This is a genomic window from Mycobacterium sp. 94-17, assembly GCF_035617725.1.
Lineage (GTDB): Bacteria > Actinomycetota > Actinomycetes > Mycobacteriales > Mycobacteriaceae > Mycobacterium.
The window spans coordinates 68,578-84,151 of the sequence record NZ_JAPIYN010000009.1 but is presented as its reverse complement, the minus strand read 5'-3'; the positions used below and the strand labels follow the sequence as shown (position 1 = coordinate 84,151).

The window sequence follows — 15,574 nt, the reverse complement described above, 5'->3', positions numbered from 1 at the left end:
CTCACCTGGTCGCCGTGATGTATTGCGACCGCATGAAACCGTCGATCTTCACATCGACCTCCGGTGGGGTCATGCCATAGCCTGCTTGCAGATCGAGCGTGTTGCGGACGGGTTCGACGGCCCACCCGTGGGCCTTGAGCCACTCCGCGGGATCCGACTCGGGTTCATAGGTCAGGGCCGAAAAGTCCACGGTGCCAGACACATTGACCCCCGGGTGATTCGTCTCAAGCGCGTTGAGCTGGTCGTGGTCCAGTCGCGACCCCAGCGCACCGATGGCGATCCGGCTGCCGGGTGCACTGAGCCCGCTGATCCGGGTGAACAGCGCGTGTTGCGCCTCGTCGGTCAGGTAGGGCAGCAGCCCCTCCACCGACCAGGCGCTCGGAATTTCCACATCAAACCCGGCCCCTTCCAACGGTCGCGACCAGTCGGTGCGCAGATCGGCGGCGACCTCGATGCGGCGCGCCTTGGGGGTGGGGCCGTGATCGCCGAGAACCCGGGCCTTGAATTCGAGAACCTTCGGCAGGTCGATCTCGAAGACCGTTGTGCCTTCCGGCCATTCGAGCCGATAAGCGCGCGAATCCAGCCCGGCGGCGACGATGACCGCCTGCCGGATGCCCGCCGCACCGGCGGCGTCGAAGAAGTCGTCGAAGAACCGGGTCTGGACACCGTACAGGCGCGGAAAGGCCATCTCGTCGTCGGAGGTGCCCGGGTTGGCAAGTACCCCGGCCAGATACGCGTCCCGCGACGCGTCGATGAAGACCTTCGCGTATTCATCGCGCACCAACGGCCGCGGGCTCACGGCATGCAACGCGCGCCAGCCCGCCACCAACAGCGCGGTATAACCGACACTGCTGACGATGTCCCAGTTGTCGTCGTCGGAGCGGAGCGACCCGAACTCGGGTGTCGTGCTCATCGTGCCCCTCCCGTCGACGTCGGCCACGAGAAGCCGGCGCCTCCACGGTACGCGCCAGGGCGGCCTCAGAGCTCCAAGAGCACTGTCACCGGACCGTCGTTCACCAATTCGACCTGCATATTCGCACCGAACACGCCGGTCTGCACCTCGGCGCCGAGTTGCCGCAGCGCCTCTGCGAACTGCGCCACCAGCGGCTCGGCGACCGCTGCAGGAGCGGCCGCGTTCCTGGACGGGCGGCGGCCCTTGGCGGTGTCGGCGTACAACGTGAACTGGCTGACCACCACGACGGGGGCGTTGACATCGGAGGCGGAGCGCTGATCGTCGAGAATCCTCAGCTGCCACAGCTTCTCGGCGAGCCGGCGCGCTTTTTCACGGTCGTCGCCGTGGGTGACACCGACGAACGCCAACAGGCCCTGACCCTCAGGACGGATGGCCCCCACCACTGTGCCCTCGACCGAGACCGTGGCCGACGAGACCCGTTGCACCAAGACCCGCATGGACCTCGATGGTGCCAGACGGGCCGTTCGGAGCTTGGGTACGCTCGTAGAGTGTCTGTGCTCGTGGCGTTTTCCGTGACCCCGATGGGGGTGGGCGAGGGTGTCGGCGAGATCGTCGCCGAAGCGGTTCGGGTGGTTCGCGAATCGGGTCTGCCCAACCAGACCGATGCGATGTTCACCGTCATCGAAGGCGAAACCTGGTCAGAAGTGATGGCCGTGGTGCAGCGCGCGGTCGAGGCCGTGGCGGCCCGCGCACCGAGGGTCAGCACGGTGATCAAGGCGGATTGGCGGGCCGGGACCAGCGACGCGATGACGCAGAAGGTCGCTACCGTCGAGCGCTACCTCGCCGGAAGTTAGCCCGCGCACCCCGGCGACACCGCCGCCGTGGCGCGGCCGCGTGTGCCCGCACCACATGCGTAGGCTCGGGGCGGTGAGCGCACGCGCAGGAATCGTTGTCACCGGGACCGAGGTCCTCACCGGACGAGTCCAGGATGCGAACGGTCCCTGGATCGCCGATCGCCTCCTCGAACTCGGCGTCGAGCTGGCCCACATCACGATCTGCGGCGACCGGCCCGCGGACATCGAAGCGCAGCTTCGGTTCCTCGCCGATCAGGGGGTGGACCTGATCGTCACCAGCGGCGGGCTGGGTCCGACGGCCGACGACATGACCGTCGAGGTGGTGGCCCGGTTCTGCGAACGAGAATTGGTGCTGGACGCCGAGGTCGAAGAGAAGATCGCCAACATCCTCAAGAAGCTGATGGCGCGCAACCCCGCCTTCCAATCCGCCTTGGATCCAGGCACTTTCGAGTCGCTGCGCGCCGCCAACCGCAAGCAGGCCATGGTGCCCGCCGGAGCTCAGGTGCTCGATCCGGTCGGAACCGCGCCCGGCGTCGTAGTACCCGGCAAGCCGACGGTGATCGTGTTGCCGGGTCCGCCGCGTGAGCTGCAGCCCATGTGGCACACGGCCATCGAGACACCCGCGGCGCGGGACGCGATCGCCGGCCGCACCGTTTACCGGCAGGAGATGCTGCGGATGTTCGGGCTGCCGGAGTCGGGCCTGGCCGAAACGCTGCGCGACGCGCAAAAGGCTGTGCCCGGCTTCACGCACCTCGAGATCACCACCTGCCTGCGGCGCGGGGAGATCGAAATGGTCACCCGTTACGAGCCTGATGCCGCCGACGCGTACGCACAGCTGGTCAAGCTGCTGCGTGAGAGGCATGGCCATCAGCTGTACTCCGAGGACGCCTCGCGCGTCGACGATCTGGTCGCGCGGCTGCTGGCCGGCCACCGGATCGCCACGGCGGAGTCCTGCACCGCGGGGCTGCTGGCGGCGCGGCTGACCGACCGGCCTGGCTCTTCGGACTACGTGGCCGGCGGAGTCGTGTCCTACTCGAACGAGGCCAAGGCGGAGCTGCTCGGCGTCGACCCGGCGCTCATCGAAACGCACGGCGCGGTATCCGAGCCGGTGGCCGAGGCGATGGCCGCCGGGGCGCTGCGGCGCTTCGCGGCCGACACCGCGGTCGCGATTACCGGAATCGCCGGGCCCGGCGGCGGGACGGAGGAAAAGCCGGTCGGCACCGTCTGTTTCAGCGTGACGGCGGACGGTCGCACCGACACCCGCACGCTGCGGCTTCCCGGCAACCGCTCGGATATCCGGGAGCGCTCGACCACGGTGGCCATGCACCTGCTGCGGCGCCTACTGGCCGATACCGGCTAGCGTCACGTCACTTCGCTTGCGAGGAAAGCGCTTTCGCCGGTGCCGAACCGGATCCCGGTGGCGTCCTTTCCGATCAGCGTCAGCACCGCGACCGTGATCAGCACCGGCACGATGGTCGCCGCCAGCGCGAACGGGTAGCCGTGCGATTCGGCGAGGCGTTCCTGGATCGGCAAATTGAACGCCGCCAGCAGGTTTCCCAGCTGGTAGGTCACGCCGGGGTACAGGCCGCGGATGGCGTCCGGCGACATCTCGGTGAGGTGGGCGGGAATCACGCCCCACGCGCCCTGCACGAAGAGCTGCATCAGGAACGAACCCAGGCACAGCATCGCCGCGGCGCGCGAGTACGCGAACAGCGGGACGATCGGCAGCGCCAGGATCGCACAGAAGACGACGGTATAGCGGCGGCTGAATCGCTGGGACAGCGTGCCGAACACCAGGCCACCGATGATGGCGCCGACGTTGTAAGCCACCACGATCCATTTGACCGTGGTGCTGGACAGATCGGCGCCCTGGTTGTCGTGCGACCCCAGGAAGGTGGGGTAGACATCCTGAGTGCCGTGGCTCATCCAGTTGAAGGCCGTCATGAGCAACACCAGGTAGACGAACCGCCGGATGATCGCGCCGTTGCGCAGCACGTCGCGGATTCGGGTGCTGGTGAGCTTCATCTGGTCCTGCACGGCCTCCCACACCTCGGACTCCTCCACGCGGTAGCGGATCACGAGGCTGATCAGGGCGGGCACGATGCTCAAGCCGAACAGCCACCGCCACGACAGCCCCAGCCAGTCGATCACCACCAATGACGCGACGCTCGCCAGCAGGTAGCCGAACGCGTAGCCCTCCTGCAGCAGCCCGGAGAAGAAGCCGCGTCGCGCGACGGGAACCTTCTCCATGGCGAGTGCGGCGCCGAGCCCCCACTCGCCGCCCATGCCGATGCCGTACAGCAGCCGCAGGATGACCAGCACGGTGAAGTTGGGCGCGAAGGCGCACAGGAACCCCACCACCGAATAGAACATGACGTCGACCATCAGCGGCAGCCGCCTGCCGACGCGGTCGGCCCACAGCCCGAAGATCAGTGCGCCGACGGGACGCATGATCAGGGTGGCGGTGGTGACGAACGCGATCTCGGCCTTGCTGTGGTGAAACGTCTTGGCGATGTCGGCGTAGACGAGCACCACGATGAAGTAGTCGAAGGCGTCCATCGTCCAGCCCAACAGCGCCGCGATGAAGGAGTTTCGCTGATCGGCGGTCAGTTTCTGTCGGGGCCCTCGTGTCGTCACGTCAGTATCGTGCACGACACCCGGCGGGATCGCGCGCGCAGTCAGCCGGTGGGTTGCACAAGTTTTTCCAGCCCGGCCTGATAGGCCAAAAGGCTGTGCCGCCACAGCGGATCGATAGAGCCGCCGCTGTCGACCTTGACCGCGACGCCCGGTTGTTCGTAGGGCCACGGTGGCAGCAGCGGGATGAGGTCGAGGCAGTTCACCACGCGGTAGCAGGTACTGATGGTGCGGTTGAACGCTTTGGTGAAATCACACAATCCGGGTCTCGGTCCGGCGAAGGTGAGAAGGCGCGGCTCGATATGCGGGGCCATGTTCACGAAAATGTCGGGCGCGCCGACCACCGCAAGAGCCCCGCCCAAGCTGTGTCCGACGTCCAGGATCTTGTCGCAGCCCACGCATGCGGCGGCAAGGTTGGCGATGATGCTCCCGCGGAGGAGACGGTAGAGCGCATGAAAGCCGTCGTGCACGAGTCCGAATCCGCGGACGAATCCGTAGGGCACGGGAATCGCTTCGAGGTCCGTGATCACGTCGTCACGGTCCGCGGTGCCGCGAAATGCCACGAATGCGGTGCGAGTGGACTGGTTGCGGCCCAACAGCCCGAATATGTTGTTTTGCAGCACCGCCTCCGCCAGCAGGGGATGTTCCTCGGCCATTGAGGCGGCAAGAACACGGTCGGCCTGGATCAAGGCCGTCGCTACGTATCCCGTCGGAAGATTCAACGGGCCGCCGGACATCGCGCTGTAGGCGGCCAGCGCCAGCGGGATGCCCACGTCGAGAGCGAACTGCGGGTCGAATCCTGTGGGAACCTCCGCGGCCGGGCCGATGGCATTCGCCCTGGAGATCACCGGGCCGGCCCACGGCGTGAGAATTGCGCCGCCACCGACTAAAACGGCATTCCTCAGGAAGTCACGCCGCGCCATTCTCCGCAACAAAGCGCCACCCATCGATTTCCTTTCCTCAATTTCCTTTCCGGAAGGCTCGACACGAATACGGTACGGTACCGATGATCGACGAAAAGAATTCGTTGCACTTCTGTCGCCCTTTCGAAATTAACGGATTTGCATTTAAGGCGTGGCGAAGCAATTCAGATCTTTTCCCGGTCCCGTCGGAACTTGCGCGACCATTAACGGCACGGGATAGCGCCCATTTTTTTTGCGCAGCCCGCGCGAGCAAGTTCCGGATACATGCGGATCATCGACGCCGACGGACATGTGGCCGAAAATTCTTGGCTGGCAACCGAAGCGACGAAGCGATGGCCACAGCACGTCAGGCTCAGCACGGACGGGCGGCCGGGGCTGACGCTCGAGGGCCGCAAGTCAGCCTCGAAGATCCGGAATTCGCCGCGGGATTCTCGCGGCTGTACAACCAGTGGATCGCGGACTACTGCGCCTCGTCTCAGGGACGGTTGCGCGGCGTCGCCGTGACACCGGGCAACATCTGGGTGACGTGCGAGCCGGTGGAGCCGATCCTGCCCGGCGTGATCGATGTGCTTGGGCGATTTCATCATGTTTGCCAGCGACTACCCCCATTGAGGGGGTGAGTGGCCGCAGAGCACCAAGCACCTGCGCACGCGGAGCGGCATCGGCGAGGACTGCCGGGCAAAGATCGGCGGGTTGAACGCGCAGCGCTTTTAGCACCTGAACTGACCGCGCCTACCCGGCGTCAGTCGCTGTGTCAAATCAGACTTGGAGAATTCTCAGACTCGCCGGTAATGTGCTCCGCGCAACTGGTTTGCCAGGGTCACCGAGTGTGTCCCGGCATCTAACGGGGGGCGCTGCCAAAGGTCCATCGTGAGAGGGAACCCGGTGTGAATCCGGGACTGTCCCGCAGCGGTATGCAGGAACGACCGCCGTCATCGGCACTGGTCCACGGACTGGGAAGCGACGGCCACTAGGAGCACCGACCTCGGTGCGGGCCTGCGAGTCCGAAGACCTGCCCGTTGTGCCGGATGCGCCGCGTCCGGCGTGCGCGTCGCCTCGTGGGTTGGGCAGACGGCCGTTGGCAGGACAGCTTTGATGCCGAGCTATCGGTGCGCTGACCGGGTCTTCGGCTGAACGTCTTTGGAGCGACGAGTATCCCGTCGTTTCGAAGGACGATCGATGACACAGCCCCTGACGACTGAACGAACGAGCCGTCGACCATGACCGGCTTCGTGGATTTTGCCCTGTTGCCGCCCGAAATCAATTCCGGGCGTATGTATTCCGGGGCGGGGTCGGCCCCGTTGCTGACTGCCGCGGCGGGCTGGAAAGGCCTGGCCGCGGAACTGCGGTCGATGACGCAGTCCCAGGACTCGGTGCTCTCGGGGCTCACTGATCAGTGGCACGGTTCGGCCTCGGCGTCGATGGCCGCCGCGGCGACTCCTTACGCGGCGTGGATGGGCACCACCGCCGCCCAGGCCGAACAGACCGCCGCGCAAGCCACGGCAGCGGCAGCGGCGTATGAGACCGCGTTCGCGGCGACGGTACCTCCACCGGTAGTCGCGGCGAACCGTGCGCTGCTGGCGTCGCTGGTCTCGACCAACTTCTTAGGCCAAAACAGCGCCGCTATCGCGGCCACGGAGGCCCAATACGGCGAGATGTGGGCCCAGGACGCCGCCGCCATGTACGGCTACGCCGCCGATTCGGCCGTCGCCTCGGCGGTGACCCCGTTCACGCCGCCGCCGCCGATCACCGATCCGACAGGGCAGGCCACCCAGGCCGACGCGGTCACCCAGGCCACCGGCACCGCAACCGCGGCGAACACGCAGACCGCGCTGTCGCAGCTGCAGACCGCGGTGCCGACCGCGCTGCAGAGCCTCACGTCGCCGACATCGACGTCCACGCCCGCGTCGGGATTGATGGAGTGGTTGGGACTCGGTGGCGCGGACTTCTCCAGCCCGGAGGGAATCGAGAATTTCCTGGCCGGGACGGATGGTTCCCCGTTGGGAGCCTTCCTCAACGACAACCTGCTGAACACCGTATTTTCGTCCGGGTTCTACATGCCGGGCAACTACCTGGGCACCATGACCGACCTCGCCGGAATGGGCGGCTCGGGCGGGGCCGCCGTCGCAGGAGCGGCCGAAGGTGCGGCCGAGGGTGCGGCGGGGTCGCTCGAAGCCGGGCTCGCCAGCGCGGTCAACCCACTGGGGTCAACGGGCCTGGGTAGCGCGGTATCGGCGGGCCTGAACCAGGCGTCGTCGGTCGGCGCCCTGTCGGTGCCGTACGGGTGGACGACGGCGGCCCCGGAGATCACGCTCGCCACCCAGGCATTGCCGAGCGCCGGCCTCGGTGCCGCCCCCGCAGCCGCGGCGGGTGCCGAGGGAAGTCTGCTCAACGAAATGGCCCTGGCGAGCCTGGCGGGGCGTGGCTTGACCGGCGTGGGGGTGGGCGGGCGCCCCATGGGCGTCACCACCCCGGAAAACCGCCCGTTGCCCATCGTGATCGTGAAACCGCCGCCGTCCCCTGCCGACTGACCTGACCGTTGGAGGCCGCCGGCGGTGTCCTGGCAATCATGCTGCGCGGCAACGACCAACCGTGACCGGCCGCGCGACACCCGGTTCCGCAGCCCGGACACCCCGCAATGACGCGCGCCCGATTCCGCTTACCCTTTGGGCGCGCGGCTGGCAGGATCCGAGGCATGGGCCTTTTTCTGTTACGCGCCGCGTTGACTGGTCTGGCGTTGTGGATCGTCACCCTGTTCGTGCACGGCCTGAGCTTCGTGGGCGGCGACACGAAGCTGGAACGGGTCGGCATCATCTTCGTCGTGGCCGTGATCTTCGGTCTGGTCAACGCGTTCATCAAGCCGATCGTCCAGATCTTGTCGATCCCGCTCTACATCCTGACGCTCGGCCTGTTCCACGTCGTCATCAACGCGCTGATGCTGTGGATCACCGCATGGATCACCGAGCACACTACGCACTGGGGATTGCAGATCGACCATTTCTGGTGGACCGCGATCTGGGCCGCGATCGTGCTGTCGATCGTTAGCTGGTTGCTGTCCTTGATCGTTCGGCGCACCGGCGCCTGACGTCAGCGATCGCCATCGACGCGCTGCGCGAGGCGCACCACGTCGCGCGCACAACCCCACGACAAGGTGACGCCGTTACCGCCGTGACCGTAATTGTGGATGCAGTGCGTCAGGACCAGCGGCTCGGCTTGCACCCGCACCGACGGGCGGTCGGGGCGTAGGCCGGTGATCACCTCGATCACCTCGGCGTCGTTGAGTCGTGGCTCGACGCGGCGGCAGCGCTGCAGAATGCGCTCTGTCACGTCGGGGTCGGGCGTGGTGTCCCAGCGGCCGGGAATGCTGATGCCGCCGCAGACGACCCGCTGCGGATGGGGAAAGTAGCAGGTCCATTCCGGGCCACCGTTGAGTTCCAGAAACAGTTGCTGCAGACCGGGATTGGTGAGCACCACATGCTGGCCGAACAGCGGCCGCACGGTGTGGTCACCGGCCAGGGCACCCGCGGCGAGGCCGGCGCAGTTGACCACCACCTCGGCGGCGTCTGCGGCCTCGGCCAATGTGGCCACGGCTCGGTCCTCGACCTCACAGCCGGTGGCCGCGAGCCGCCGGGTCAGGTAGTCGAGATAGTGCGGCATGTCGATCATCGGCAGCGTCGCACGGAATCCGGTGGCGAACCCGTCCGGGACGTCGGACGTCGGTCGCAACTCGGGGATCAGCGACGCCGCCGATGACATCGCCTCGCGCGCGCTCAGCTCACCGACGGCCAGTGCGGGTGCCAGCCGCACACCGGAGTCGGGATCCTTGGCGAGATCGGTGAAGATCTGCAGAGAATGCTCGGTCCAGGCCAGCGTCTGCGACGCGCGCTCGGCCGGTCGCGGAGGAGCCCAGACCGCGCCGGCCACCGCCGAGGTCGTCTGCTTGTGTGTCGCCGCCGCCCAGACCCGGACCTGCCGGCCCGCCTCGGCCAGACAGATGGCCGACGTCAATCCGCTGACGCCGGCACCGACGACCACAATGCGCTGCGCGTGTCCCACGGCGCCACGGTAGCGAAAACGGGCCGGCCGCGGACCGCGGCGGGGTCATGTCGGCGGGTTGCGGGCCGGTCAGGAATGCCCGGAAGACGACGACGGCGGCCGCTGGGCATTGTTCCCGCCCAGCAGGCCGTTGAGGATGCCGAGCGTGCCCTGCACACCCGCGGGCGGCGCCGTGGCCGGCGGAACAGCGTCCGGCGTCAGCTGCCAGGGCTGGCAGCCCGAGGTCTTGAAGGCTTTGTCGCCCGGATCGATTTGCACCACCTGCGGCCTTTTCGACATGGCGTTGTCGATCAGAGTGCCGTCCGCGCTGCTGCGCTTCCAGTAGCAGGTGCCGTTGGCAACTGGGCCGCCGGAGCTGTAGACGCCCGGCGCGATGTCGCTACCCACGGCGTAAGTGCCATCCTTGTCAATGGACGTTTTCGGTCCCGACGCCGCGGGCGCCGGCCCTGGTGGCGCCGGCGACACCGGCGCCCCCGAGGCCGGACCTGGCGCCGGCCCCGGATCATCGTCGGGATCGGCGCCGGCGACCGCGTAGGACGCGGCCCAGCCCACGACCATCAGACTCGCGGCGAGCAACCGTGCCGCAGTAGGTACTCCACCCATAGACACCGAGGGTACCGGCGTCCAGCACCCAATTCACATCGTTGTGAAATCTACGGCCGGCGAGAAACGCCTAGGTGAGCCGCCGCACCCGGCCCGCGTAACCGAGTGCGTGCTCGTAGGTCGCGAGGTTGTCGCGGGAAATCTTGGCATACACCGGACGTTCGAGGAAGAACCGCACCACGGGGTTGTAGGCGTAGTACGTCTCGTGGAATGTCAGCACGGTGGTGCCGTCGGGCTGCTCTTCGAGCTGGTGATAACCCTCGGCACGCGACCACAACGGCGCACCGACCGCGGTGTAACGCGACAGCTTGTTCAGCTCGGCCTCGGTCACCGTCTCCCACGAGCGGGCCCTGCCACCGGTCAGCAGATACTTCGGCACTTCGAAGACGCACGTGCGGACCAGACCCTCGCCGGCCTCGTTGCCCTCGTTGAGGATTTTCATGCTGCCGGTCGGCCAAGTGAGCACCCGCGGCCGGGGCGCGTCCGGCGGCACCGGGGGGTGCAGCACGCGCCAGACCTTTTTCGGCGGTGCATCGACATGGAATCGCACGGTGTAGGACTGCATCAGCTTTCTCCATCAGCCGGTGTCCAACTGTTCCAAAACGTGATGTCCTCAGCGGGCGGTCGCTTGGCCGGCCGGAAGTCGGTGCCGATCGTGTAGGCGACGGGAAACAGCGCCGCCTGGGTGACGGTGGGCGGAATGCCGAGCAGTTCGGCGACCTCTCGCTCTTTGAACAGATGCATCGTCGTCCACACCGATCCCAGACCGCGAGAGCGCAGTGCCAGCAGAAAGCTCCAGCCGGCCGGGATGATCGACGCCCAGGCCGCGGCGGCTATGCCGGGTTCCGCGGTGTCGATGCGCTGATCGAGACAGGGAATGACGTGCACCGGCACGTCGCCCAGCGTCTCGGTGAGGCTCATCGCGCTCTGGTACACCCGCTTTGTCTGCGCGTCGTTCGCGTTGTCGGCCGCATAGGCCAGGTATTGGGCGCCGATGCTGCGGTAGATCTCTGCGATCGCGGCACGCTTGTCGGGATCGGTGATCACCAGCCACCGCCAGTCCTGCGTGTTGCTGGCTGTGGGTGCCTGCATCGCCAGCTGGATGCACTCCAGGATCACCTCGCGACCCACCGGGCGGGCCAGGTCGAGGCGTTTGCGAACCGACCGCGTCGTGCTCAACAGTTCGTCGACGGTGGCGATGTCCATCAGCGAACTCCTGCCCGCAAAATAGGTATTCGGCTGAGCAAACCAGACTCGTCGCCGGACTGTCTAGAGTCGCCCAAGGGCGTGGGCACCGTCAGGCAAGCGCAGCCATGCCGGAGCGCAGCAGATCCAGACTCGCGGTCACGTCTGCGCCGAGATCGCCCGCACAGCCGCCACGGCCCCAATTCTCCACTGCCGCAACCAGAGCCGCTGCGAGCGCGGAACCTGCCACCTCGGCGGTCAGCTCGATGTTCGCCAGATCCGGATGTCGCTTTCTGACGAAGTCGGTGAGCACGGCGGCGAACGAGGACTGGACAACGCGCAGGTGCGCGGCGATCCGCTCGGCGCCGATCAGCTCCGCTCGGGCGGTCGCGGCCTGGCGCACCACCTCGAGGTCGTGCGGGAAGGCGGCGACGCTGGCCAGCACCGCGTCGAACAGTGACTCCGAGGACGGGCGGTGGGCGAGCGCTTCGGCCAGCCACTCCAACTGGGTCTCGTAGTCCTGGAACAGCACGGCTTCCTTGGTCGCGAAATGCCGGAAGAAGGTGCGCTCGGTGACTCCGGCCTCGCGCGCCAGCTCGGTAACGGTGACGTTGGCAAAACCCTTGCGGGCGAAGCACTTCAACGCCGCCTGGCGGAGTGCCTCATGCGTCGATCGTCGTCGTTGTTCATGACGGTTGCCCGGGGCGGTCATCTCAGCGGTGATCGTATCCCAGGCCGACGGGTCATTCCGGACATCTTCCAATTGTGTCAGTACTGACATATTGTGGTGCATCGACGACGGAGACGGGGGCCGGGCCATGACCAACACCGATTACGACGCAATCGTGGTGGGCGCCGGGCACAACGGGCTGACCGCCGCGGCGATCCTGCAACGCGCCGGTCTGCGCACCCTGTGCCTGGAGGCCAACACCTATGCGGGCGGCATGGCCGCGACGGTCGAGTTGATCGACGGCTTCCGCTACGAGATCGCAGGCTCGGTGCAGTTCCCCATGGCGAGCCAACTCACCAAGGACCTCGGGCTGGACACGCTGCCGGCGGTGGAGCCCGACGTGATGTCGACCAACATCGGCGAACACGGCGAAGAGCCGATGATCTTCTACCGCGACCCGATGCGGCTGATGACGCACCTCAACGAACAGCATGGGCTGCAGGCGGTCACCGGCATGGCCGAACTGATCGGCTGGAGTCAGGGACCGGCAAAAGCGCTGGGCCGCTTCGACGTTCGCACACCCCCCAAGACTCTCGACCAGATGTATGCCTGCGCGGCCAACGAGGCCGAACGCCGCGCCATTCACGACATGCTGTTCGGCTCGGCCATGGACGTGATCGACCGCTACCTGCCCGACAAAGACCGACACGCCGTCATGCGCGGGATGCTGGCATTCCTGGCCGTCAACTCCACCTACCGCGGCCCGTACACGCCGGGCAGTGCCACGTGCCTGGCGTTCGCGCTCGCGGTGCCCGACAACAGCACCGCGATGATGACCAAGCTGAAAGGCGGCATCGGCGCGCTCACCGAACACCTGCGCGAGCTGTTCATTTCCCACGGCGGCGAGATCAGGTTCCGCACCAAGGCCGAAGAGATCCTCGTCGACGACGGCAGAGCGACGGGCGTGCGCCTGCGCGACGGGTCGACGATCTCGGCGCCCATCGTGGTGTCCAACCTGTCACCCGACGTCACGCTCAGCGACCTGATCGCACCCGAACACGTTCCGGCAGAGCTGATCTCACGCTTCTCCGGCCGTGACCACCGGGCCTCGTTCGTGCAGATCCACTTCGCCCTCGACGGGCTGCCCGAGTTCGCCCCGCCGTATGAGTTCCTCAACGAAGAAGGCATGCAACAGTCGGTCGGCATCTTCGGGTCACCCGAATCCCAACAGCTGCACTGGGAAAACTGCCGGCGGGGCATCGTTCCGGACAACCCGTCGATGGGGATGCAGATCCCGTCGGTGCACGACCCCGGCATGGCGCCCCCCGGCAAGCACGCGGCGAGCGCGTTCGCCTACGCCTTCCCGGTGGAAGTCGACCGCAACCAGCACGGGCATCTCAAAAACGAGATGGCGCAACGGGTTATCGACAAGATCAGCCGACTGGCGCCGAACTTCAAGGACATCGTGCTACGCCACATCACGTTCGCGCCCTATCACATGAACACCATGTTCGGCGCGCCCTCGGGCGACTTCTGCCACGGGCTGCTGCACCCCGACCTGATGGGGCCCAACCGGCCCGGCCCGAAAGGATTCCTCGACATGCCCATCGGGATCGACGGCCTGTACCTCGCCGGCGCCGGATGTCATGGCGGACCGGGCATCACCTTCACTCCGGGCTACAACGCCGCCTATCAGGTGCTCGACGACGCGTCGTGAGCCGTCGCGTCAGGCGCCGAACATCCCGGTGAGCTGCGCCTGCGCGGTCGCCGCGCCGGCGATCGTCTGCGCCGCCGCGACGCCGGCCAGGCCGCCGGGCAGCTGGTAGTCACCGGGCAGCTGGTAGAGGGTGAACCGATAGTGATGCGTGCCGGTGCCCGCCGGGGGACAGGGACCCTGGTACCCGGTCTGGCCGGCCGAGTTCGGCAGAACGGCCGCCCCGGCCGGCGTCTGCCCTTCGGCGGTGCTGCCGGAGCCCGGGGCGATTCCGATGACGACCCAGTGGACGTACAGGCCATGGACGGCGTCGGGGTCGTCGACCACGAGGGCCGCACCCAGCGGCGCCGACCACGCCAACGGCGGCGCGATGTCGGCGCCTTCGCACGTGTACTGCACTGGAATGGAGGCACCATCGGCGAAAGCCGTACTGCCGATCGTCAACGGCCCGTCCGCGGGCGCGCGCGGCGCCGTGCGGCCCAGCGTGGTGATCTTCGGCGTCGGCGCGGTGGTCGGGTGACCATTGCCGTGGCCACCGCAGCCGGCCAGCCCCGGCGCGATCGCCAGCGCGGCAATCATCGCCGCGATTCGCTGCGGGGTGGCCGCCGGGATCGATTCCATGAATGACAGTCTGACGTGCCCGACCGCGGTGGGGAAGCACCCGCTTATCACTCGACCACGATGTCGTCACGTGCCACGCTGCGCGACCTCGAGCACGCGCTTGCGCAGTCCCTGGGTGGCCGTCTCCATCAGGCTCTTGGCTCCCCGCTTGACCAGGAATCCGGGCACGGACGCCACCAGGTCGACGGTGAGTTCGAAGCGGACCCGGGTCGCGCCGCCTTCGGGTGTCGGGGTGTACCGACCATCCTGCGCGCGTTGCCGTTTGGCGCTGACCAGGGTCCAGCCCACGCCGCCGTCATGGACGATGTACGCCAGCTCCTGCTCGTCGCTCACGCCGACGAGTTTGACGACCTGCCGCGATCTGATCGGGTGGTTCTGCCCGTCGCGCTCGAGCACTTCGACCTTCTTGTGCACCGGCGACCACTCGGTCAGCGACTCGATGTCGAACAGCACCTCCAGCATTTCGTCGGGCGCCGCCTCGATCACGACCTCGCGGGAATCGGTGATAGCCATGCCCGGGGAGATAGCCGGTGCCGTGCGGCTCGAAACTCCTCGCCCGGGCGGCTACCGTCCTGGTGTGCGGCTCGCCTGGGAACGGCTGACCGGCAGTGTGTATCGGTGCCGGCTCGCGTTCTGCGACGTGACCGTGGGGCTGGTCCGGGGCCGCACAGGCGCGTTGCTCGTCGACACCGGGACCACACTCACCGAAGCCGCGGCGATCGACGCCGACGTCCGGCTGCTTGCCGGACGCCCGGTGAGCCATATTGTCCTGACGCACAAGCACTTCGACCACGTGCTGGGCTCCTCACTGTTCGTCGGGGCGCACGTGCACTGCGCGCCCGACGTGGCCGACCACCTGTCCTCGGCCGCCGGCCACCTCCGCGAGGACGCGCTGCGCCACGGCGCCGACGCCGCCGAGGTGGACGCGGCGATCGCCGCGCTGCGGCCCCCGCCCGGCGGCTATGACGCGGTGGTCGACCTGGGGGACAGGGCGGTGACGATCGCCCACCTGGGCCGCGGCCATACCGCGTCGGACCTGGTGGTGGTCGCGCCCGCGACGGGCGAGGGCGAGCGAGTCGTGGTGTTCACCGGTGACCTGGTGGAGGAGTCCGCCGACCCCGCGATCGACGCCGACTCCGACCTCGCGGCCTGGCCCGCGACGCTGGACCGGGTGCTATCGACCGGCGGCCCCGACGCGATCTACGTCCCCGGCCATGGCGACGTCGTCGACGCGGGATTCGTGCGTCACCAGCGGGACTGGCTGGCCCGTCGTGCGGCCGCCCCATGACCGCCACCCTGCCAAAAATACCGAAACGTGTTGTGTCCCAAGGTGTTGTCGGCCAGCGCGCAGTGTGAGTGACGCACGGTCCGTGCCGATCACCGGCGTGCCGCCGTGCGGCT

17 protein-coding genes, 1 pseudogene and 1 riboswitch are annotated in these 15,574 nt (G+C 67.5%); of the genes and pseudogenes, 7 read left to right on the top strand and 11 right to left on the bottom strand.

The annotated features are described in order from the left end of the window. Window position 1: 1 nt before the first annotated feature. Window positions 2-913, bottom strand: a complete 912-nt coding sequence (locus OQ789_RS12735) for a class I SAM-dependent methyltransferase (RefSeq protein ID WP_324686201.1) — start codon at window positions 911-913, stop codon at window positions 2-4. Between the two features lie 65 nt (window positions 914-978). Further along, window positions 979-1,410: a D-aminoacyl-tRNA deacylase gene (dtd, locus tag OQ789_RS12730; protein WP_324686199.1), complete on the bottom strand. Its 432-nt coding sequence runs from the start codon at window positions 1,408-1,410 to the stop codon at window positions 979-981. Window positions 1,411-1,461: 51 nt separating this feature from the next. Here dtd and OQ789_RS12725 point away from each other — a divergent pair, with 51 nt between their 5' ends. After that, window positions 1,462-1,767, top strand: a complete 306-nt coding sequence (locus OQ789_RS12725; protein WP_324686198.1) for an MTH1187 family thiamine-binding protein — start codon at window positions 1,462-1,464, stop codon at window positions 1,765-1,767. 55 nt (window positions 1,768-1,822) lie between these two features. Continuing rightward, window positions 1,823-3,127 (top strand): competence/damage-inducible protein A, encoded by a 1,305-nt coding sequence (locus OQ789_RS12720; RefSeq protein ID WP_324686197.1) that lies wholly within the window; start codon window positions 1,823-1,825, stop codon window positions 3,125-3,127. A gap of 2 nt (window positions 3,128-3,129) precedes the next feature. Here OQ789_RS12720 and OQ789_RS12715 read toward each other — a convergent pair whose 3' ends face one another. Both OQ789_RS12715 and OQ789_RS12710 read right to left on the bottom strand, forming a co-directional pair. Beyond that, window positions 3,130-4,404, bottom strand: a complete 1,275-nt coding sequence (locus tag OQ789_RS12715; protein WP_324686195.1) for an MFS transporter — start codon at window positions 4,402-4,404, stop codon at window positions 3,130-3,132. A gap of 41 nt (window positions 4,405-4,445) precedes the next feature. Beyond that, on the bottom strand, window positions 4,446-5,324 hold the full coding sequence (locus tag OQ789_RS12710) for a lipase family protein (protein ID WP_324686193.1): 879 nt from the start codon (window positions 5,322-5,324) through the stop codon (window positions 4,446-4,448). A gap of 264 nt (window positions 5,325-5,588) precedes the next feature. On the opposite strand from OQ789_RS12710, the pseudogene OQ789_RS12705 reads away from it, so the two are divergent. From OQ789_RS12705 to OQ789_RS12695, 3 genes and pseudogenes are all read left to right on the top strand, one after another. After that, window positions 5,589-6,038, top strand: a pseudogene (locus OQ789_RS12705) (amidohydrolase family protein). A 118-nt stretch (window positions 6,039-6,156) separates the two neighbouring features. Then, window positions 6,157-6,359, top strand: a riboswitch (cobalamin riboswitch). A gap of 197 nt (window positions 6,360-6,556) precedes the next feature. Continuing rightward, window positions 6,557-7,855, top strand: a complete 1,299-nt coding sequence (locus OQ789_RS12700; RefSeq protein ID WP_420716110.1) for a PPE family protein — start codon at window positions 6,557-6,559, stop codon at window positions 7,853-7,855. A gap of 164 nt (window positions 7,856-8,019) precedes the next feature. Next, window positions 8,020-8,409: a phage holin family protein gene (locus OQ789_RS12695; protein ID WP_324686191.1), complete on the top strand. Its 390-nt coding sequence runs from the start codon at window positions 8,020-8,022 to the stop codon at window positions 8,407-8,409. Window positions 8,410-8,411: 2 nt separating this feature from the next. Here OQ789_RS12695 and OQ789_RS12690 read toward each other — a convergent pair whose 3' ends face one another. The 5 genes from OQ789_RS12690 to OQ789_RS12670 all read right to left on the bottom strand — a co-directional run bounded on the left by OQ789_RS12690 (window position 8,412) and on the right by OQ789_RS12670 (window position 11,880). Next, window positions 8,412-9,380, bottom strand: a complete 969-nt coding sequence (locus OQ789_RS12690; protein ID WP_324686190.1) for an FAD-dependent oxidoreductase — start codon at window positions 9,378-9,380, stop codon at window positions 8,412-8,414. A gap of 69 nt (window positions 9,381-9,449) precedes the next feature. Continuing rightward, complete coding sequence (locus OQ789_RS12685) at window positions 9,450-9,983, bottom strand: hypothetical protein (RefSeq protein WP_324686188.1); 534 nt, start codon at window positions 9,981-9,983, stop codon at window positions 9,450-9,452. 70 nt (window positions 9,984-10,053) lie between these two features. Beyond that, window positions 10,054-10,548 (bottom strand): SRPBCC family protein, encoded by a 495-nt coding sequence (locus OQ789_RS12680; protein ID WP_324686185.1) that lies wholly within the window; start codon window positions 10,546-10,548, stop codon window positions 10,054-10,056. Beyond that, complete coding sequence (locus OQ789_RS12675) at window positions 10,548-11,189, bottom strand: nitroreductase family protein (RefSeq protein ID WP_324686184.1); 642 nt, start codon at window positions 11,187-11,189, stop codon at window positions 10,548-10,550. Before OQ789_RS12675 ends, OQ789_RS12680 begins: the two co-directional genes overlap by 1 nt. A 91-nt stretch (window positions 11,190-11,280) precedes the next feature. Then, entirely contained in the window at window positions 11,281-11,880 is a 600-nt protein-coding gene (locus OQ789_RS12670; RefSeq protein WP_324686183.1) for a TetR/AcrR family transcriptional regulator, read from the bottom strand. Window positions 11,881-11,986: 106 nt separating this feature from the next. Between OQ789_RS12670 and OQ789_RS12665 the strand changes: the two genes are divergently transcribed. Beyond that, window positions 11,987-13,555, top strand: a complete 1,569-nt coding sequence (locus tag OQ789_RS12665) for an NAD(P)/FAD-dependent oxidoreductase (RefSeq protein ID WP_324686181.1) — start codon at window positions 11,987-11,989, stop codon at window positions 13,553-13,555. Window positions 13,556-13,564: 9 nt separating this feature from the next. Here the strand turns inward: OQ789_RS12665 and OQ789_RS12660 are convergent, their stop codons facing one another. Further along, entirely contained in the window at window positions 13,565-14,173 is a 609-nt protein-coding gene (locus OQ789_RS12660; RefSeq protein ID WP_324686179.1) for a YbhB/YbcL family Raf kinase inhibitor-like protein, read from the bottom strand. Window positions 14,174-14,239: 66 nt separating this feature from the next. Continuing rightward, window positions 14,240-14,686, bottom strand: a complete 447-nt coding sequence (locus tag OQ789_RS12655) for an SRPBCC family protein (RefSeq protein WP_324686177.1) — start codon at window positions 14,684-14,686, stop codon at window positions 14,240-14,242. Window positions 14,687-14,750: 64 nt separating this feature from the next. Between OQ789_RS12655 and OQ789_RS12650 the strand changes: the two genes are divergently transcribed. Then, complete coding sequence (locus OQ789_RS12650; RefSeq protein ID WP_324686176.1) at window positions 14,751-15,461, top strand: MBL fold metallo-hydrolase; 711 nt, start codon at window positions 14,751-14,753, stop codon at window positions 15,459-15,461. Window positions 15,462-15,574 lie beyond the last annotated feature (113 nt).